Genomic DNA, 18,972 nt, shown 5'->3' with positions numbered 1-18,972 from the left:
AGCAAAAGATTTAGCGACTGACACTCCGCATTCGCGAGCAAGCCCGCTCCCACAAGGTCAGTCTTCTTGGGCAGGATTCAACCGCGCCCGCCGATTCTCCTGGAACCAATGCAACGCAATCAGAAACAGCGTCGGCACACCCAGCAGGCAGGTAATCAGGAAGAAATTGTGATAACCGAACTTCTCCACCATCACCCCCGAATACCCGCCGATCAGGCGTGGCAGCAGCAGCATGATCGAGCTGAGCAAGGCGTATTGGGTGGCGGAGAACTTCAGGTTGGTCAAGCTCGACAAGTAGGCGACAAACGCCGAGGTCGCCATGCCCGAGCTGAAGTTATCCAGGGAAATGGTGAAGATCAGCATCTGCAGGTCCGGGCCCATGTCGGCCAGCGCGACGAACAGCAGGTTGGTACCGGCCGAGAACACACCGCCGATAAACAGGATCGGCAGGATGCCAAACCGCACAATCAGCAAGCCGCCCATGCCGGCGCCGAGCAGGGTCATTATCAGGCCGAAGATCTTGCTGACCCCGGCAATCTGGTCCTTGGTAAAGCCCTGGTCGATGTAGAACACGTTGGCCATCACGCCCATCACCGTGTCGGACATGCGGTAGGTGGCAATCAGCCCGAGCAGCAACAGTGCCTGCCAGCGGTAACGCAGGATGAAGTCGTTGACCGGCGTCAGCACCGGCGCCAGGCCGCGGCGGCCCATGGCCGAGAGGCACAGTGCGGTGAGGGTGATATAAAGGATGGCCCGCAGGAACGCGCGGTCGTCCATCAGCAGGTCCCACAGGCTCATGCCGTGGAACAACACGCTCTCGAAATCGGTGTTGTACAGCTGGGTGAACATCGCCGGCACCGACACCAGCAGCACAATCAGCACGAACACCGAGACCAACTGGTGCACAAAGCTGTAGCGCCCGGCCTGCAACTGGGTGCGCAGTGGCACATTCGGTTCGCGCATGAACAGGGTGGTCAGCAGCGCGGGCACCATCAATACGCCGAACAGCACATAGGTGCCGAGCCATGCCGAATGTTGATAGTTGAAGCCGGTAGAGCCGAAGCCTTCGGCAAAGAACAGTGCGCCGGCGGTGGCCAGCAGGGCGGCGATGCGGTAGCCGGACATATAGCTGGCGGCGAGGGCGGCCTGGCGGCTGTCGTCGGCAATTTCCAGGCGGTAGGCGTCCACCGCAATATCCTGGGTGGCCGACGCGAAGGCCACGACCACGGCGATGGCTATCAGCCAGGACAGGTGTTTCTGCGGATCGCAGAAGCCCATGCCGATCAATCCAAGGATCACCAGCGACTGGGCAAGCACCAGCCAGGAGCGCCGCCGCCCGAGTTTGCCGAGGATTGGCAGGCGCCACTGATCGAGCAGCGGCGACCAGACCCATTTGAAGGCGTACGCCAAACCGATCAGGCTCGCATAGCCGATGGTCTCGCGGGCCACACCGGCCTCACGCAGCCACACCGAAAGCGTCGAGAACACCAACATGTAAGGCAAGCCGGCGGCAAAGCCGAGCAACAACAGGACTAATGTCGAGGGGCTGGCATAGGCGGCGAGCGCGGCGCGCCAGGTTTTACGGGGCATGGGCTGGAGTCTGCCTCAGGATTGCGAAAACAAAGCGCGCACTCTAACCGCTGTGCTCTACCGGGCGCCAGCCATGACGCTGAATATCCACGCGATTGTTCAGGATACTGACACCTTCGTCGCGTAAACGCGCACGTTGTTCATCGCCCGAGGCACTGCCTACCGGCAGGCTTATCCGACCACCGGCAGCCAGCACCCGGTGCCAGGGCAGCCGTGTGTCTTGCGGTAACTGGCTCAACGTGCGCCCGACCCAGCGCGCCGCGCGGCCCAGTCCGGCCAGCTGTGCCAGCTCGCCGTAACTCACCACGCAGCCTGCGGGCACCTGGGCCAGCGTCAGGTACAGCGCGGTGCGGCGCATTTCGGCGGGGCTCTGCGGGGTGTCGGCGGGTTGGTTCACTGTGGGTGCATCCGTTGAGATCTTCGGTCTGATTGTAAGAAACGTCTGTAAACATGCCGATGAGAATTGAACTCAATTTTAATCCTTGAGTCAGTCCTAGCTATCTAACACGATAACGCGCCCTTTTTCGCCCATCTTGAGCCACGAATCCGCTTATGTTGTCCAGAACCCTGCTGTGCCTTGCTGTTTTCAGCGCCTCCACGCCCTTGCTGGCTGACACCGTCTGGTTGAAAAACGGTGATCGCCTGAGCGGCAAGATCAAAGTCTTCGACGGGGGCAAATTGCTGATTCAGACCGACTACGCAGGGGCCATCCCGATTGACTGGAAACAGGTGAAAACCCTGGAGAGCGACCAGGAGTTGCTGGTCAAGCAGGACGCCTACACCGGCGAGAAGGCCAAGTCGTTGAAAGCGGCGGAAGACGGCAAGGTGGTGTTGGCCAACGGTGAGGCGCCGAAGACCGTCGAGTTGGCCAGTATCCAGCAGATCATCAAGCCCAAGCCGGTGATCGAAGACCTGGTGTGGAAGGGCAATGTCGACCTGGCGCTGGACTACAAGCGCGCGGAAAAAGACACCAACGACTACGACATCGACTTCAAGACCTCTGCCCGTCATGGCCAGTGGCGTCACACCGGGCAGGGCGAGTACAACCGCGAGTTCCAGGATGACGTGACCACCACCGACAACTGGGCGCTGGAATATGACCTGGACCGGTTTATCACCGAGCACTGGTTCTGGCAGGGCCGTTTGACCTACAAGCGTGACAAGGTTGAAGACCTGTCGCGCCAGCGCACCGTCGGTACCGGCCCGGGCTACCAGTTCTGGGATGATGAACTGGGCGCGTTCTCCCTCGGTTCCCTGGTCAACCGCACCGATTACGAGTATTCCGAGGGCGGCAAGGACCATTTCTATTCGCTGGCCATGAAGTGGAACTACAACCGCTACCTGGTGGGCAAGACCGTTGAATTCTTCACCACCGGTGAAGTGGGCAAGCCGGTGGATGGGCCGATCGACTACTCCCTGGATGCGGAAATGGGCCTGCGCTACAAAGTCACCGAATGGGCGTCCCTCAACCTCAAGGCCGAGCGCGACATTATCAGTGGCGACTCCGACAGCAGCCTGAGCAAGACCCGCTACACCGCGGGTTTTGGCGTGGCCTGGTAACAAGGCCGAACAAAACCTGCTTGGCAACCTCTGCGGATATTGATTACCTTGTGTTGAGATCCATTCCCATATGCCATGGGCGGCTGAATACCCCGAGGAGTCATACGTTGAGCGCACAGGTTGCCAAGAACGCCCGAGAGCTGTTGCTCAAGGAATACCGTGGGGCTCTCTCCACACTGTCCAAGGCCATGCCCGGGTTTCCTTTCGGCTCAGTGGTGCCCTACTGCCTCGACGAGCAGGGCCGCCCGCTGATCTTGATTAGCCGCATCGCCCAGCACACCCATAACCTGCAAAAAGACCCCAAGTGTTCGCTGCTGGTCGGCGAGCGCGAGGCGGACGACGTGCAAGCGGTAGGGCGCCTGACCTACCTGGGCGAAGCCGAGAAGGTCGAAGACCCGGCTGCGATTGAAGCGGCGGCAGAGCGTTATTACCGCTACTTCCCCGACTCGGCCAACTACCACAAGGCCCATGACTTTGACTTCTGGGTGCTCAAGCCGGTACGCCATCGTTACATCGGCGGGTTTGGCGCGATTCACTGGGTCGATCAACTCACCCTGGCCAACCCGTTCGCCGGCAAGGCCGAGCGCAGCATGATCGAACACATGAACAGCGATCACACCAAGGCCATTGCCCATTATGTCGCCTTGACCGGCTTGCCCACCTTCGAGCCCGCGCAGTTGGCCGGTATCGACAGCGAGGGCATGCACTTGCGTATCGGCCAGTCGTTGCACTGGCTGCCGTTTGCGGACTCTTGCAACACGCCGACACAAGTGCGCGAAGCCCTGGTTTCATTGGCTCACGCCGAGGTCTGGCCGAAAAAAACCACGGCCAGCGCTTGAATTCACGAAACGGCGACGTCATCTAAGGTGGACTAGCAAGGCATTCTTGCGTTGAGGAACCAGTTGATGCGCCCTTTTTTATTGCTCTTTCTGCTATTTCCAGTGTTGGAGCTGTTCGTCTTTGTTCAAGTCAGCGGTGCGATCGGGTTTTTCCCGGCCTTGCTGCTGATTATTCTCGGCTCGATGCTTGGCGTGTTGGTGCTGCGCGTCGCCGGCCTGGCCACGGCACTGCGTGCCCGTGAAAGCCTGAATCGTGGCGAACTGCCAGCCCAGACCATGCTTGAAGGCCTGATGATGGCCCTGGCCGGTGGCCTGTTGATCCTGCCGGGTTTCATCAGCGACGTGATCGGCCTGCTGCTGTTGTTGCCGTTCTCGCGCAAGCTGCTCGCCGGCAAGATGCGCCAGCGTGCCGAAGAGGCTGCTCTGCGCCAGCGTGCGTTCGCCGACGACCTGCAACCCCGTGGCGGCCCGGCCCCGCGCCAACCTCTGGGGCGTGAAGGTGATGTGATCGAAGGCGAGTTCGAACACCGCGACAGCAAATAACCGCTTCACTGGCACGGCACCTCTGGGTGCCGTGTTGCTTTCAGCCGTCGGCACAGGTAAAAAATTTCCGCCGAGGCCCCTTGTAATAAGCTTATGCGCCCTTATGTATCGGTCACCGCAAGGTTTCTGGTGGCGACACCAGACAGACTTCCGCGTCTTGCTTGGCGAGGCGTGACCGGCACAGCCGGAATACAACCCGCCGGTACTGATACCGGCCGATGAAAAACACAATTAGGAGAGATCGACAATGAGCAAGCTTCGTCCTCTGCACGACCGCGTCGTAATCCGTCGCAGCGAAGAAGAAAAGAAAACCGCTGGCGGTATCGTTCTGCCAGGTTCGGCTGCTGAAAAAGCCAACCACGGTGTGATCGTCGCTGCAGGCCCAGGCAAGACTCTGGAAAACGGTGATGTGCGTGCGCTGGCCGTTAAAGTCGGTGACAAGGTTGTATTCGGCCCTTACTCCGGCAGCAACACTGTGAAAGTTGATGGCGAAGATCTGTTGGTTATGGCTGAGAACGAGATTCTCGCCGTTCTGGAAGACTGATTTCCCCGCTCATTTTCCCGTTACTACAAAGTATTTAAGGAATATCGATCATGGCTGCTAAAGAAGTTAAATTCGGCGATTCCGCCCGTAAAAAAATGCTCACCGGTGTCAACGTCCTGGCTGACGCAGTAAAAGCGACCTTGGGCCCGAAAGGCCGTAACGTGATTATCGAGAAGAGCTTCGGCGCTCCGACCATCACCAAGGACGGCGTTTCCGTCGCCAAAGAAATCGAACTGGAAGACCGTTTCGAAAACATGGGCGCGCAGCTGGTCAAAGACGTTGCCTCCCGTGCCAACGATGACGCAGGCGACGGCACCACCACCGCTACCGTGCTGGCTCAAGCAATCGTCAACGAAGGCTACAAAGCCGTCGCTGCCGGCATGAACCCGATGGACCTGAAGCGTGGTATCGACAAGGCGACCATCGCCATCGTTGCCGAGTTGAAAAACCTGTCCAAGCCTTGCGCTGACACCAAGGCGATCGCTCAGGTTGGCACCATCTCCGCCAACTCCGACAGCTCCATCGGCGACATCATTGCCGAAGCCATGGAAAAAGTCGGTAAAGAAGGCGTGATTACCGTTGAAGAAGGCACTGGCCTGGAAAACGAACTGTCGGTTGTAGAAGGCATGCAGTTCGACCGTGGCTACCTGTCCCCGTACTTCGTCAACAAGCCAGACACCATGGTTGCCGAGCTGGACAGCCCGCTGATCCTGCTGGTCGACAAAAAGATCTCGAACATCCGCGAAATGCTGCCAGTGCTGGAAGCCGTTGCCAAAGCCGGCCGTCCACTGCTGATCGTTTCCGAAGACGTTGAAGGCGAAGCCCTGGCGACTCTGGTTGTGAACAACATGCGTGGCATCGTCAAGGTTGCAGCCGTCAAGGCTCCAGGCTTCGGCGACCGTCGCAAGGCCATGCTGCAGGACATCGCTGTTCTGACCGGCGGTACCGTGATCTCCGAAGAGATCGGCCTGAGCCTGGAAAGCGCCACCCTGGAAAACCTGGGCAGCGCCAAGCGCGTGACCATCTCCAAGGAAAACACCATCATCGTTGACGGTGCTGGCGATGAAACTGACATCCAGTCGCGCATCACCCAGATCCGCGCCCAGGTTGCCGAAACTTCGTCCGACTACGACCGTGAAAAACTGCAAGAGCGCCTGGCCAAGCTGTCTGGCGGCGTTGCAGTGATCAAGGTTGGCGCGGGTTCCGAAGTAGAAATGAAAGAGAAGAAAGCCCGCGTTGAAGACGCCCTGCATGCTACCCGTGCAGCCGTTGAAGAAGGCGTGGTACCTGGCGGTGGCGTTGCGCTGATCCGTGCTCTGGAAGCTCTGACTACTCTGACCGGCGACAACGCTGACCAGAACGTCGGTATCGCTGTACTGCGTCGCGCTGTAGAAGCGCCACTGCGCCAGATCGCCGCCAACTCCGGCGACGAGCCAAGCGTTGTTGTCAACGAAGTCAAGAACGGCAAAGGTAACTACGGTTACAACGCTGCGACTGGCGTCTACGGCGACATGATCGAAATGGGCATCCTGGACCCTACCAAGGTAACCCGTTCTGCGCTGCAAGCAGCAGCCTCCATCGGTGGCCTGATCCTGACCACTGAAGCTGCAATTGCTGATGCACCGAAGAAAGACTCCGGCGCTGGCGGCGGCATGCCAGACATGGGCGGCATGGGTGGCATGGGCGGCATGATGTAAGCCAGCCTTACCCCCGTACTGAAAAAGCCCCGCCTGCAGTGATGCAGGCGGGGCTTTTTTATGGCTTGAGGCCAGTGTCTTGAATGCTTCACCCATCAAACTGTGGGACTGGGTAATGTGGGAGCTGGCTTGCCTGCGATGCAGGCAACTCGGTGTATCAGTAGAACCGAGGTGATGCTATCGCAGGCAAGCCAGCTCCCACACAAGCCAGCCCCCGTAAGCCAGCTCCCGTGCCTTAGCGTGTGCTCAACTGCGGGCTCGCCTCCTTGATCCCCTTCCAGCTCAACAACTGCTGCTTGAACCCATAACTGGCGCCCTGATAGTAGGTAATCGCCCGCTGAATCAACGGATCATCACTGCCCACACGCAACTCCTGGCTTTCACCCAGCGCCTGGTCGTGGCGGCGCAAGCCCAGGCGTGGGCTGAGAATCGCCAGGTCCTTGCCGTCAAACAAACCCAGGTGCTGATAGTTGCCGACCACCACGCGCGGCGGCAGTGGATTGTCTTGCAACAGGTTGCGGCCGAAAAACGTCGATTCGTAACTCAGGTTAAGCAACCCCAGCAGCGTTGGCGCCAGGTCGATCTGGCTGGCCAGTTGCGCGTTTTCCCCGGCGTCGATCAGCTTTGGCCCATAGACGAACAGCGGAATCTGGTAGTTGCTGATGGGCAGGTCTTCCTTGCCCGCGCTGCCAGCGGTGTGGTCGGCCACAAACACGAAGATCGTGTTGTCGAACCAGGGCTTCTGGCGTGCGGCGGCGAGGAATTCACCGATGGCGTGGTCGGTGTACTTCACCGCGCCATCGCGGCCGTTGCCGGATTTGATGTCGATACGCCCGTCCGGGTAGGTGTAGGGGCGATGGTTGGACGTGGTCATCAGTTGCAGCAAGAACGGCTGCTGCTTGGCGTAGTCGGCATCCGCCAGTTTCAGGGTTTGCTTGTAGAGGTCTTCGTCGGCCATGCCCCAGGCGTTTTTAAACGAGATTTCCGCTTCTGGCACGCTGCTCTGGTCGACGACCCGATAACCGTTGCCGCTGAAAAACGCGTTCATGTTGTCGAAGTAACCACGCCCGCCGTAGACGAACACACTGTCGTAGCCAACGGCGCTGAGTTGCTGGCCGAGGCTGGCGAAACCGCTTTCACGGCCAATGCGCTTGACGATGGAGCGGCCGGGCGTCGGCGGGATCGCCAGGGTGATCGCCTCCAGCCCACGGTCGGTGCGCGTGCCGGTGGCATAGAAGTTGTTGAAGTACAGGCTTTGCTTGCGCAGCGCATCGAGGTTGGGCGTGAGGTTGCGCTCATCACCGTTGCTGCCCATGTACTTGGCGCTGAAGCTTTCGATGGTCACCAGCACAATGTTGGGTTTGCGCAACGTGCCGGGGTTGTCGATGGCCCGGCGGATATCCAGCGGGTCTTTGCCGATAAAGCGCGCGTTGGGCTCACTGAGCTCGGCACGCAACTGCTTGGCGATCACCTCGGTGGGCAGGGTTTTGTAGAACTGTGGGTAGTCCAGTTCGTTGTTACGGAATGCGGCGAAAAACTGATACGGGCCGTTGCTGGCCAGTTCGTTGTTGTAGGCATTGCCGCCCTGGGTGCGCGGGCTGTCCTGGCTTATCAGTTGCAGGCTGAGGCCGGCGATCACCAACAGGCCCAGCGCATTCAGCAGGCGCCCACGCAGTGGCGGCAGCGGCGCATTCATTGTCGCGTTGAAGGGTTTGCGCAGGAGCAGGCTCAACACAATCGCCAGCATCGCCAGCAGGCTGAGCAGCTTGCCGATGGGGTAGGACTCCAGCAGGTTGTTCAGCACCTCGTCGGAGTACACCAGGTAATCGACGGCGATAAAGTTGAAGCGCACGCCGAACTCATCCCAGAACAACCATTCGGCGACCGAGGTAAACAGCATCGCGAACAGGCTGACCGTGAGCACCGCTTGCAGAAACCAGCGATGACCTCGGCGACGCCACAGCGCAGGCGGGCAGAGCAGCAGGTACAAGCCCAGCGGCAGCGCGGCATAGGCGAGGAAACCCAGGTCGTACAGCAGGCCCACGCCAAACACCGGCAGCAGGTTGCCGCTGACTTCGTCCAGGTGGGTGATGAGCAACACGCCGCGCGTGAGCAGGAAAACGGCGAGCCAGGCACCGGTTACCAACAGCAAATAGCGCATAGGCGCTGTTTTGAGAAACCCCATGTCCAACTTCCTTATATCGATGGGCGGCGATCTTCGCCCTGACACTGTAGTCAGTTTGTGAAGCTATAGTGAAAATCTCGTTCAACTGAAATATCGGTTGAAAACCTGTATCGATGGGCCTTGCAGGTCTATCCCTGAGCCACACTTGGCCTTAAGCTGCGCGAGCCAACACGGCCGTTACCGCGTACGGAGACACTGCCCATGCGAATTCTATTGGTTGAAGACAACCGCGATATTCTGGCCAACCTGGCCGATTACCTGGGGCTCAAAGGCTATACCGTGGACTGTGCGCAGGACGGTTTGTCGGGCCTGCACCTGGCCGCCACCGAGCATTACGACCTGATCGTGCTCGACATCATGCTGCCCGGCATCGATGGCTACACCCTGTGCAAGCGCCTGCGCGAAGACGCACGCCGCGACACGCCGGTAATCATGCTCACCGCCCGCGACCAATTGGATGACCGGCTGCAGGGCTTCAAGTCCGGCGCCGATGACTACCTGCTCAAACCCTTCGCCCTCTCGGAATTGGCCGCACGCATCGAAGCCGTGCTGCGCCGCGCCCAGGGTGGCGGCCGCCGTGCCCTGCAAGTGGCAGACCTGAGCTACGACCTCGATACCCTGGAAGTCACCCGCGAAGGGCGCCTGCTCAAGCTCAACCCGGTCGGCCTGAAATTGCTGGCGGTGCTGATGCAAAAGAGCCCGCACGTCCTGCGCCGCGAAATCCTTGAAGAAGCCCTGTGGGGAGACGACTGCCCGGACAGCGACAGCCTGCGCAGCCACGTCCATCAATTGCGCCAAGTGATCGACAAACCGTTCGCCAAGCCGTTGCTGCAAACGGTGCACGGCGTCGGTTATCGCCTGGCCGAGGGGCGTGATGGAGTTTAAGCAAAGCCTTGCCCAGCGGATCATCATCGCCTTTGCCTTGATGAGTGCGTTGGTGGCGGGGGCCTTCGCCATGGGCATCGTCGCCACCGTGCACTTGGTGGAAGAGAAACTGATCTCGGCGGGCCTCGGCGGCGATTTGCAACGCCTGCTGCTGATGGACAGCGTCGAGGACTGGAACCACCGTCCGGAGCCGGACCAGCTGTTTTATTTCAGCGGTGGCCCTGGGGATTTCGAGTTGCCCAAGGACCTGCGGCACCTGGAACCGGGCTTCCATGAAGTGTTCCGTGAGGCGTTGTCGTACCACGCCATGGTCGAAGTGGTGGATGGCCGGCGCTACGTGCTGCTGCAGGATCAAAGCGATTTCGAAGAGCGTGAGCGTGTGCTGTTCGCCGTGGTGCTGGTGGGCTTTGTGCTCAGCCTGGCACTGGCGGTGTTCCTCGGCTGGGTGCTGGCGCGCAAAGTGATGGCGCCGGTGGTGCGCCTGGCCCGCCAGGTGCGCCACCGCGACCAATTGCTCGGCCTGGCACCGCCCCTGGCGCCGGACTACGCGGCCGATGAAGTGGGCGAACTGGCCGTGGCGTTCGACGCCACCCTGGGCCGCCTGCGCCAGGCACTGTCCCGCGAGCAGTTGTTTACCAGTGATGTGAGCCACGAGTTGCGCACGCCGTTGATGGTCCTGGCCAGTTCCTGCGAACTGCTGCTGGAAAACCCGGCCATCGACCAGCGCGGGCGCAACCAGGTGGAACGCATCGCCCGTGCCTGCGAAGAAATGCGCGAGCTGGTGCAGACCTTCCTCATGCTCGCCCGCGCCCAGCACGACGATGGCAGCATGTCGCCCCAGGTTACGCTGGAGCAGGTGGCGGATGATTTGCTCAACATCTGGCGCGAGCCGATCGAACGCAAAGGCCTGGCGCTGATCTATCAGCCGGGCAACCCGCTGGACACGCGCTACAACGCGACGTTCCTGCACGCGGTCATGGGCAACCTGCTGCGCAATGCCCTGCACTACACCGAGCACGGCTTTATCCGCCTGACACTGGAGCCGGAAGGTTTTGTGGTAGAGGACTCGGGCGTAGGCATCCCGGAAGACAAGCGCGAAGCCATGTTCGAGCCCTTTGTGCGTGGCAGCGAGAAGCGCGGCGAAGGCCTTGGCCTGGGCTTGTCGTTGGTGCAACGGATCTGTGAGAACCAGGGCTGGAGCGTCAGCCTGAGCACCATGGAACCCAACGGCTGCCGCTTTCACGTCGAGCTGCGCCAGGTCAAGTCCTGAGGGCCAGGCTTGCCGTTATGCTGCGGCAAGCCTGTTCTGATTTTCGGCGAAGATGGCTACATGATACTGAATGTGTCCGTAAAGTCTTGAAATGTATGGGATTAGACAGGACAAGTTTTTCACAAAGAGTTGACCGGATCATCACAGTTGGATGCTTAAGGTTGTAGGCATCAGCTACTGGAGATCCGTTGATGACTTCCCCGATCAAGCTCGAATTTTCCGATAAGTACGACGATCAGCACGCCCAGGAATATTTGCTCAAGCACAAGGACAATCTGGCGCGCCGGTTGTCCCACAAACGCGATGAGCAATTGGCCCGTGGTGCGTTGGCCATGGCCGGCGAGCCTGGCCTGGTGTTGGACCTGCCCTGCGGCGCGGGGCGCTTCTGGCCGCTACTGGCGGAAAAGCCCAACCGCGTGATTATCGGCGCGGACAATTCCGCGTCGATGTTGAAGGTCGCGATGGCCGCTCAACCGGCGGATGTGGTGAAACGGGTACGGCCCTTGCAGACATCTGCCTTCGATATCGATTTGCCGGATAACTCGGTGGACAGCATTTTCTGCATGCGCCTGCTGCACCACATTGGTGACCCGGTGCACCGGGTCGCGATATTGCGGGAGTTTCAGCGTGTTACACGGGACAGCGTGATCCTTTCGCTGTGGGTCGATGGCAATTTCAAGGCTTGGAAACGTAAGCGTCTCGAAGAAAAACGTCGTGGCAAAGGTGAGCAGGACGGTTACCAAAATCGCTTTGTGTTACCAGCTGCTACTGTTGAAGACGAATTCGAGCAGGCGGGTTTCCGCGTTCAGGAATCTCTGGACTTCATGCCGCTCTATGCCATGTGGCGAGTGTATGTATTGAGAAAGAGGTAACAGGATGGCAGTTGAGTGCGTAGCAGGCAGTCACGTAGCTCCCGAAGAAAAATTCGATTTTTTCTGGCGCCAGCAGGGCGAGTGGGTCGAGGAGCCGAACCGTCGGCGCGGCGGTGAAAGCGGTGTGCAACGGGTGACCGGCCCCAATGGCCGCTTGCTCTACAGCAAGCGCCAGACCGGGCATATCTACCGCAGCTGGTTGCATCCCTTTGGACGCCCGACCGTGTTGCGCGAGCGTGATGCACTCAAGGGCCTGCGCGCGCTCGATGTGCGGGTGCCGGACCTGGTGTTTTGCGAGGCGCGTCGCGACCCTGAGCACCAATGGAAGGCACTGTTGGTGACGGCGGCCCTGGACGGCTTCGATGAAATCGAAAACTGGTATGCCGCCGGTGGCCGCGAGCAGTACGGCGAATTGGTCCACGAACGTGTGCTCAAGGAGTTGGCCGGAACACTGGTGCGCATGCACAAGGGCCGCTGGCAGCACGGTTGCCTGTATGCCAAGCACGTTTTTATACGCGTCACCGGTACCGGCGACTCGGCCAACGTGGATATTGCCTTGCTGGATTTCGAGAAATGCCGGCAACGACTGACCGCTTATCGGGCGGCTTCCCACGATATGCAGCAACTGCGGCGCCATTCGTCGTGGAGCAGCGCCGACTGGAACAAACTCAGCTACTTTTACGAGACGGCGTTTGGCAGCGCTATCAAGGGTTTAACCAGATGAAGCTAGAAATAGCACGAGGTTTGTTCCTGGTGGGGGCGATGGGCGTTGCAGCGCTGGCCCTGGCCGCATGGGAACAACCTCGCACCCAAGTCCTCAGTGCCGTGCAAGGCAGTGCGCAGTGCTTGCTGCCGCGCGTTGCCAAGGCGAGTACGGCGGTCAAGCCTGATCATGAGTTGCTGTTGTTTATGTTTGGCATGTCTCAAGGGATGAGGCCACAAAGTTGATAAGTTTAAAGCCGAAATGAAAAGGCCTTGCGTTGCGAGGCCTTTTTTTTGGTTTTGCAAGGTGGCACAACGTAGCCGTTACAGTGTTTTTAAGATGCAGCCTTAAATCTTGTACACGTGGTCGAAGCGGTTCATATGGCAGGCACTCCAGTGGTTTTGTCTTGAAGCGCTTGCGTCAGGTTTGGTTTCTTCTAGATAGTCACTTTGTAATTGTTTTCATGCTGTTTCAGATCGTTACCTCCAGGGTAAGCGTTTTTTGTTTCCTTGGAGTATTCGGATTTGTCAGCGGGCAGGACTGAATAGGATCCTTCGGTCACAGCGCGATAAAGGATGGCCGCCTCACTGCCAGGGAGAATCGAAGTCTCGTCTAAGGGAGGAGGAAGTGGGGACTGGAATTCACCATCAATCTTTCCGTTGTTTCTGTATTTATATCGAGGTTCGCTCCCTTCCATTAAGGCTATACGGGCATGTTCGGTTGTTACAGAGTCAGTGTAGTGGAGCAGGCGCACCAGGTTGTAAGCGGCATCTGCGCGACTATTTGGATCCGGATTGTTAGGGGTGAAGTCGCCTACAAATTTTGTTAACGCTTCATCCGAAATAGAACTGGGTCGGCTATTTACAATCTCAAGATTCTCTTTGAGTACTTGCTCTGCTGATCGCTTGTCTCCCACGGGTCTTCCAGTAGGGCCAGTGGGCGCAACGTCAGTGTTGAGTTCTGTGCGTTCGGTATCAGTGTGACTGGTTACGGGCGTTGTTGCTGGAGGTGCTTGGGTTTTTTCACTGTCCGTGTTGTATTTGGTTGTATCGTCTTTTGCATTGTTGTTTGAGGCAAGTGCTGGGTCTTCAAGCGCCGAATAACCGTTAAGACGAAAGTTGTTGAATAGTTCATAATTTGTGTTTTTTACTGGATGATGTCGTCCGGGAGAATGGCCATCAGTCAACGGTTTTCCAGGGCCGCTTGACTTGCTGTGCGTGCCTGATGTGATGTAGCTGATTACTTGCGAGAGATTGTACATCGCATCTGCCCGATCCTTTGTGTTGTGATTGTCAGTCGAAAAATCACCCACTTTTTGGTAGAGCGGTTTCAAGTAGTTTTTCGAGATCCTGTTGGAAGTAAAACTCAACAGTTCAGGATCGCTTTTGGCGATTTCATCCGCACTACGGTTGTCTCCCCATGGACGTCCAGTGGCGTGGGATGGAGGCGAGGCGAGTATGTGTTGAGTGTTTGCGAGCGTATTGGGTCTGCCGGTGCCTGACGCTCCTCCGGGAGAATAGTCAGCGGTGGGTGAAAACCGGTACGGTGCTTCTGTGGCAGGCGATGTAAGTGCTTGAGAGAAAGCACTGAGAGTTATACGGTCGATCATTTATTACTCCAGGCTCGTGTGATGGTTAAGTTCACGTAGCTAAGTGGTAAATGATCTGGATTCGTTCCAAGGAGTGCGAGAGTCCCTATGGCGAGTAGCGTCTATTTCTAGAAGTCTTGACGAACTCGACTTAGGTTCAGATGTTTCTGAGCTGTCTCACTTTTGCACTCACCTCCTTTATATCAAGCAAGCGCGACAGCAAATCGCTGTCGCTGACCCTGGCATCCGACCTGTGCCTTTCGGTTTAAGGTGAGGAGCCGCTTGCCGTCAGACCAGATGCAGATGGTTATCCCAGAGCCCTGCCGGCAATTCCAACGGTGTTGCCACCAACGGTGTTTGGCGGCAGTCGTAGAAACGGCAACGGCCCTGGCCGGACGTCACGACAAACCCATCGGCCACCGCGCCCACGCCGGCACAGTCCGGCAGCGGCCCGTCCAGGCGCAGCTCAGCGCTGTCCATGTCCCAGATAAAGAAGCGATTGCCCCGCGGCGCGGTCAACGCCACCAGGCGCAACTCGCTGTGCACGGCGACGCTGGCGGTGTAGTGCCCCATGGCCTGCAACTGCTCATCGGCCACCGGGAACGCCACGAATGGCTGCCCAGGCCGCTTGATCGCGAGCAACTCGGAACGCTCTTGGGACGGCCCCATGAACTGCTGCCCGGTGAGGACGGTGCCATCACTGGCGATGCCCATGTGGCGCACGCTGTTCATCTGCTGGCCGAGGGTTTCCTTGCTTATCAGCGTACCGTCGCGGTGCATCAGCACCAGGCTGGGTTCCATGGCGTTGAGGTTCATCTCGACGCGGCTTTCAGCTTCGGTGCGAATGCCGCCGTTGGCCACCACCAGGGTTTCACCGTCGGGCATCCATGACACCTGGTGCGGGCCGATGCCATGGGTGGAGATCTCGCCGCTGTGCACCAGCCGCTCGCCTTCGAACCGGTACACGCCGAGCAAACCACGGCCGGGGTCGGACGTGTCGTTCTCGGTGGCGTACAGCCAGTCGCCGCTCTTGTGAATGACCGCGTGGCCATAGAAGTGGCGATTGGCCTTGGAGGTGATGGTTTGCAGCAGCGTGCCATCACGCAGGTCGATCAGGTAGCTCTCGGTCCCCGGGCGACGGGCGACAAACAGCGCAATCGGCAGCGTCGGGTGGTTGATGATGTCGTGGCAACGCTGGCCAACCTCGGTGGCAAACACCTGCTTGCCGTCCAGGCGAAACCCGACGGCGTAGTGCTTGCCGTCGCCATCATCCCGCGCCGACAGCAGCAGCGGGCCCTTGTCCTTTTGCTTGAACAGCGTCCAGCCACCCAATGTAAGGGCGCTAAGCAGCACACTGCCAACGGCCAAAGCCTGTCGCCTGAGCATCATCAGTCACCGTCGTTGGCGTTAAAGCCCAGTTGGATGCCCAGCGCCTTGGCCAGTTCGCCTTCGTGCAGGCGGTGGACGACGTTGAGGCTGTCATAGAGGTCGTTGAGCTGTTGGCGCCCGGCATCGTCGCCCAACAGTTCGTTGAGGGTGCGCTGGTTGCTGGCGAACAGTTTCAGCGACGCGGCGTAGGCGGCGTCGATCTTGTCGGCCAACGGCTTCTGCTCGGCTGGCAGCAGGCCACGCAGGCCTTTGTTGTCGACGCCGACCCACACGGTCTGGGCGGCGGCGAGGCTCGCTTCAAGGCTTTGCAGGGACGACTGGCTGCGCCAGGCATCGGCCTGGAACGGCTGCGGGATGCCCTTGGTCTGGCGGCCCATCGGCGTGCCGAGTTTCTTCTTCAGGGTATCCAGTGCGGTCACCTGGACGCGCAGCAGATCGGCAATGGCTTCGTGGGAATCGGCGTAGCGCTGGTTCGGAAACTTGCTCATCTGCGCGAGCATGCCGTCGGTGCTGTTCCAGCTCGCCAGGATCTCTTCGGCCAAGGCCTTCTGGCGGTCACCGATGGCCACCAGCAGCGGGCAGTAGCGGGCCTTCTGGGCTTCGTCGGCGATGTCGGTCTTGGCGTCGTAGAGGATGTATTCGTAAGCCGACAGGCCCTGCACCACCACGCTGGATTTGGCCAGTGCGGCGCCATCGATCTGCGGCTGGGCGGTGACCAACTGTTCAACCTGGCGGCCGACGAGGTTTTTCTTGTCCGGCCAGAACTGCACCTGCCACGAACGGTTGCCCTCGGCCAGCGGGCCGATCAGCAGCGGTTGCAACTCGGCCCAAGCCTTTTGCGCGTGGAGGAAGTCGGCGCGGGCGGTGTCCAGGCTTTCCTTGCCCTGGCAGTAGGCCAGGGCGCTGACGGCCAGTTGGCGGTCGGCTTCGACCCAACGGCTGTAGGTCGGCAGGATCACTTGCTTGGCGATGGCCGCCGAGGTCACCGCTTGCGGGTCTTGCGGCGAGCAGGCGCCCAGGGCGAGGGCGGCGAGGCTGGTGAACAACAACTTGGGACGGAACATGTAAAGCTCCCTTCGGTAATTGGGGCGAAGCTTATAAAGAATTCAGGAACGCCAGCAACGCAGCGCGCTGTTCGGCATTAAAGGACAACACATGCTGCTGCGCCGCTTGTGCCTCACCGCCGTGCCACAGCACGGCTTCCAGCAGGTTGCGGGCGCGGCCGTCATGCAAAAACTGGGTGTGGCCACTCACGGTTTGCGTCAGGCCGATGCCCCACAACGGCGCGGTGCGCCAGTCGCGGCCACCGGCCTTGAATTCGCTGCGGTTGTCGGCCAGGCCTTCGCCCATGTCGTGCAACAGCAGGTCGCTGTAGGGGCGGATCACCTGGCTGGCCAGTTCAGGTTCGGCGGCATTGGCCGCCGTGGTGAACGCGGGCTTGTGGCAACCCTGGCAACCGGCTTGGTAGAACAGGTTCTTGCCGGCCAGCACCTCAGGCGTATTGACGCCACGCCGGGCCGGCACGGCGAGGTTGCGGGTGTAGAACAGCACCAGGCGCAGGATGTTGTCGCTGACTTCCGGCTCGCCATCGGGGCCATTGCCATTGGGCGCCTGTTTGCAGGCGACTTGGGCATCGGTGCAGTCATCGAAGGGTCTCAGTGAAGTGGTGAGGCCCATATCACCAGAAAACGCGTGAACATTTTGTTGATTGAGGTTTGGTTGCCCGGCTTTCCAGCCAAAACGTCCGAGCACGGTGGTGTGCAGTGCGTCATCCCAGACCCGATTCGCCCGGCCGACGATGGCTTCCTTGTCGGCGGTCTTGGGGTCGGTGTTGCGCAGGATATCGGCGTCGCTGATGGCTTCGAGCAAGCCCAGGCCGATCATCGGCGGGGCAATGCGCGCGGAAAAACGTGTATCGGGATGCATCGGGCCGTAGCCGAGCTGGGTGATTTGCAGGTTTGGCTTGCGCAGCTCGACCACGGTGCCGTCCTTGAACGTCACGTTGACCGGCGTGTAGTCGACCCGCACCTTGCCTTCCGGCGGCACGCCCGGCACAGCCATGTCCTGTAATTGCCCGCCGTAGACCGGCTCGGGCACCACGCCCATCTGCTCGATGGCCTTGGCGTAGGCCGGGGCGTCCGGGATGGACAGGCGCACCAGCATCGACACCGCATTCGCCGCATCGGGTAACGGCGGATGGCCGCGACCGTCCTTGATATGGCAGTTCTGGCAGGCATTGGTGTTGAACAGCGGGCCCAGGCCATCACGCGCGGTGGTGGTGGACGGCGCGATCACCCAGGGGCTGCGAAAGAAGCTGTTGCCGACGCTGAAATCCAGGCGGCGGGTGGGCGACAGGTTGGCCGACGGCAGGGAAAACGCGTTCTGGTCGCGCTTGTTCACGGTCGCCGCGCCGCCCGCCCGCGACTCACCCGGCTCGGCCTTGGTAAACCGGGGCGCGTCGTCGCAGGCAGTCAGGCTCAAGGCCAGCAATGCAGCGGACAGGCGAAAAAGCCAACGGGACATCGCGTTTCCTGAACGAAGGGCAAAAATAAGGTGGCAAAGTCTAACAGGGCAGGGCGCAAGGAATAAGAGCAATTATCGTTTGGTGGGGGGCGCTGCATTCCCGCTAGAATGGCCGCACATTTTTTTCTGGAGGTGGCCAATGCAGGCTCTCGACGCTTTGCTCAACCGTGTTTCCGTGCCGCGCCTGCTGGAACCGGCACCGACCCAGGAACAGCGCGACGTGCTGTTCGCCGCCGCCCTGCGTGCGCCAGACCATGGCCAACTGCGCCCGTGGCGCTTCCTCACGGTGGAAGGCGCTGCCCGCGAGCAGATGGGCACGCTGTTGGCCGAGGCCGCCCGCCTGCAAGACGCCGACGCCCCGCAAGCGGTGATCGACAAGGCCCAGAACGGCCCGCTGCGTGCACCGTTGGTGGTGGTGGTGATTGCGCGCTTGCAGGAACACTTCAAGGTGCCGAAATCCGAGCAGTTGCTGGCGGCCGGTTGTGCGGCCCATGGCATCCTGCTGGCGGCGTATGCCCAGGGGATTGGGGCGGTGTGGCGCACCGGTGAATTGTCCTACTCGGCCCACGTCGCCAAAGGCTTGGGGCTGACGGAAGGTGAGGAAGTGATTGGCTTCCTGTACCTGGGTACGCCGCAGAACCCGCCGCGGACGGCGGCGAAGGAAGATGTGGCGGCGTTTGTGCAAGCCTGGTCTGGTCTTTAAGGTCAAGGTGATCTAAATGTGGGAGCGGGCTTGCTCGCGAAAGCGGTGGATCAGTCAGAGATGAATTGACTGACACGCCGC

18 protein-coding genes are annotated in these 18,972 nt (G+C 59.9%); 11 read left to right on the top strand and 7 right to left on the bottom strand.

Annotated features, from left to right (window positions below; genetic code table 11):
* Nucleotides 1-57: 57 nt before the first annotated feature.
* Both NUV89_RS18980 and NUV89_RS18975 read right to left on the bottom strand, forming a co-directional pair.
* The gene (locus NUV89_RS18980) at nucleotides 58-1,590 is read right to left on the bottom strand and encodes an AmpG family muropeptide MFS transporter (RefSeq protein WP_257782512.1); all 1,533 of its coding nucleotides are present in this window, start codon (nucleotides 1,588-1,590) and stop codon (nucleotides 58-60) included.
* Nucleotides 1,591-1,633: 43 nt separating this feature from the next.
* Entirely contained in the window at nucleotides 1,634-1,948 is a 315-nt protein-coding gene (locus NUV89_RS18975; protein WP_374684518.1) for an MGMT family protein, read from the bottom strand.
* 194 nt (nucleotides 1,949-2,142) lie between these two features.
* On the opposite strand from NUV89_RS18975, the gene NUV89_RS18970 reads away from it, so the two are divergent.
* From NUV89_RS18970 to groL, 5 genes are all read left to right on the top strand, one after another.
* On the top strand, nucleotides 2,143-3,150 hold the full coding sequence (locus NUV89_RS18970) for a DUF481 domain-containing protein (RefSeq protein WP_257782510.1): 1,008 nt from the start codon (nucleotides 2,143-2,145) through the stop codon (nucleotides 3,148-3,150).
* 107 nt (nucleotides 3,151-3,257) lie between these two features.
* Nucleotides 3,258-3,989: a HugZ family protein gene (locus tag NUV89_RS18965; protein ID WP_257782509.1), complete on the top strand. Its 732-nt coding sequence runs from the start codon at nucleotides 3,258-3,260 to the stop codon at nucleotides 3,987-3,989.
* Nucleotides 3,990-4,055: 66 nt separating this feature from the next.
* A complete protein-coding gene (locus tag NUV89_RS18960; RefSeq protein ID WP_257782508.1) occupies nucleotides 4,056-4,532 on the top strand; it encodes an FxsA family protein in 477 nt (158 codons plus the stop codon).
* Nucleotides 4,533-4,779: 247 nt separating this feature from the next.
* The gene (groES, locus tag NUV89_RS18955; RefSeq protein ID WP_003175874.1) at nucleotides 4,780-5,076 is read left to right on the top strand and encodes a co-chaperone GroES; all 297 of its coding nucleotides are present in this window, start codon (nucleotides 4,780-4,782) and stop codon (nucleotides 5,074-5,076) included.
* Between the two features lie 50 nt (nucleotides 5,077-5,126).
* Nucleotides 5,127-6,773, top strand: a complete 1,647-nt coding sequence (gene groL, locus NUV89_RS18950; RefSeq protein ID WP_257782507.1) for a chaperonin GroEL — start codon at nucleotides 5,127-5,129, stop codon at nucleotides 6,771-6,773.
* Between the two features lie 235 nt (nucleotides 6,774-7,008).
* Here the strand turns inward: groL and NUV89_RS18945 are convergent, their stop codons facing one another.
* Nucleotides 7,009-8,958 (bottom strand): LTA synthase family protein, encoded by a 1,950-nt coding sequence (locus NUV89_RS18945; RefSeq protein WP_257782506.1) that lies wholly within the window; start codon nucleotides 8,956-8,958, stop codon nucleotides 7,009-7,011.
* Between the two features lie 201 nt (nucleotides 8,959-9,159).
* Between NUV89_RS18945 and colR the strand changes: the two genes are divergently transcribed.
* From colR to NUV89_RS18920, 5 genes are all read left to right on the top strand, one after another.
* Nucleotides 9,160-9,843: a two-component system response regulator ColR gene (gene colR, locus NUV89_RS18940; RefSeq protein ID WP_026136965.1), complete on the top strand. Its 684-nt coding sequence runs from the start codon at nucleotides 9,160-9,162 to the stop codon at nucleotides 9,841-9,843.
* Nucleotides 9,833-11,113 (top strand): HAMP domain-containing sensor histidine kinase, encoded by a 1,281-nt coding sequence (locus NUV89_RS18935; protein WP_257782505.1) that lies wholly within the window; start codon nucleotides 9,833-9,835, stop codon nucleotides 11,111-11,113. The genes colR and NUV89_RS18935 overlap by 11 nt, the downstream gene beginning before the upstream one ends.
* Nucleotides 11,114-11,304: 191 nt before the next feature.
* Nucleotides 11,305-11,985 carry a class I SAM-dependent methyltransferase gene (locus NUV89_RS18930; RefSeq protein WP_257782504.1) on the top strand — a complete coding sequence of 227 codons (681 nt, stop codon included), beginning with the start codon at nucleotides 11,305-11,307 and terminating at the stop codon, nucleotides 11,983-11,985.
* 4 nt (nucleotides 11,986-11,989) lie between these two features.
* On the top strand, nucleotides 11,990-12,709 hold the full coding sequence (locus NUV89_RS18925; RefSeq protein ID WP_257782503.1) for a lipopolysaccharide kinase InaA family protein: 720 nt from the start codon (nucleotides 11,990-11,992) through the stop codon (nucleotides 12,707-12,709).
* Nucleotides 12,706-12,933, top strand: a complete 228-nt coding sequence (locus NUV89_RS18920; protein ID WP_017738089.1) for a hypothetical protein — start codon at nucleotides 12,706-12,708, stop codon at nucleotides 12,931-12,933. The genes NUV89_RS18925 and NUV89_RS18920 overlap by 4 nt, the downstream gene beginning before the upstream one ends.
* Nucleotides 12,934-13,124: 191 nt before the next feature.
* Here NUV89_RS18920 and NUV89_RS18915 read toward each other — a convergent pair whose 3' ends face one another.
* From NUV89_RS18915 to NUV89_RS18900, 4 genes are all read right to left on the bottom strand, one after another.
* Nucleotides 13,125-14,297, bottom strand: a complete 1,173-nt coding sequence (locus NUV89_RS18915; protein ID WP_257782502.1) for a hypothetical protein — start codon at nucleotides 14,295-14,297, stop codon at nucleotides 13,125-13,127.
* A gap of 267 nt (nucleotides 14,298-14,564) precedes the next feature.
* On the bottom strand, nucleotides 14,565-15,662 hold the full coding sequence (locus NUV89_RS18910) for a DUF1513 domain-containing protein (RefSeq protein WP_257782513.1): 1,098 nt from the start codon (nucleotides 15,660-15,662) through the stop codon (nucleotides 14,565-14,567).
* A gap of 2 nt (nucleotides 15,663-15,664) precedes the next feature.
* Nucleotides 15,665-16,729: an imelysin family protein gene (locus NUV89_RS18905; protein ID WP_257782501.1), complete on the bottom strand. Its 1,065-nt coding sequence runs from the start codon at nucleotides 16,727-16,729 to the stop codon at nucleotides 15,665-15,667.
* A gap of 31 nt (nucleotides 16,730-16,760) precedes the next feature.
* Complete coding sequence (locus tag NUV89_RS18900; RefSeq protein ID WP_257782500.1) at nucleotides 16,761-18,188, bottom strand: di-heme oxidoredictase family protein; 1,428 nt, start codon at nucleotides 18,186-18,188, stop codon at nucleotides 16,761-16,763.
* 139 nt (nucleotides 18,189-18,327) lie between these two features.
* Between NUV89_RS18900 and NUV89_RS18895 the strand changes: the two genes are divergently transcribed.
* Entirely contained in the window at nucleotides 18,328-18,891 is a 564-nt protein-coding gene (locus NUV89_RS18895) for an NAD(P)H nitroreductase (protein WP_257782499.1), read from the top strand.
* Nucleotides 18,892-18,972: the final 81 nt, after the last annotated feature.

The sequence above is a fragment of the Pseudomonas sp. 18.1.10 genome, from assembly GCF_024655625.1.
GTDB lineage: Bacteria > Pseudomonadota > Gammaproteobacteria > Pseudomonadales > Pseudomonadaceae > Aquipseudomonas.
Note: the sequence above shows the minus strand (reverse complement) of the source record. Positions and strands in the feature narration are given on the sequence as shown.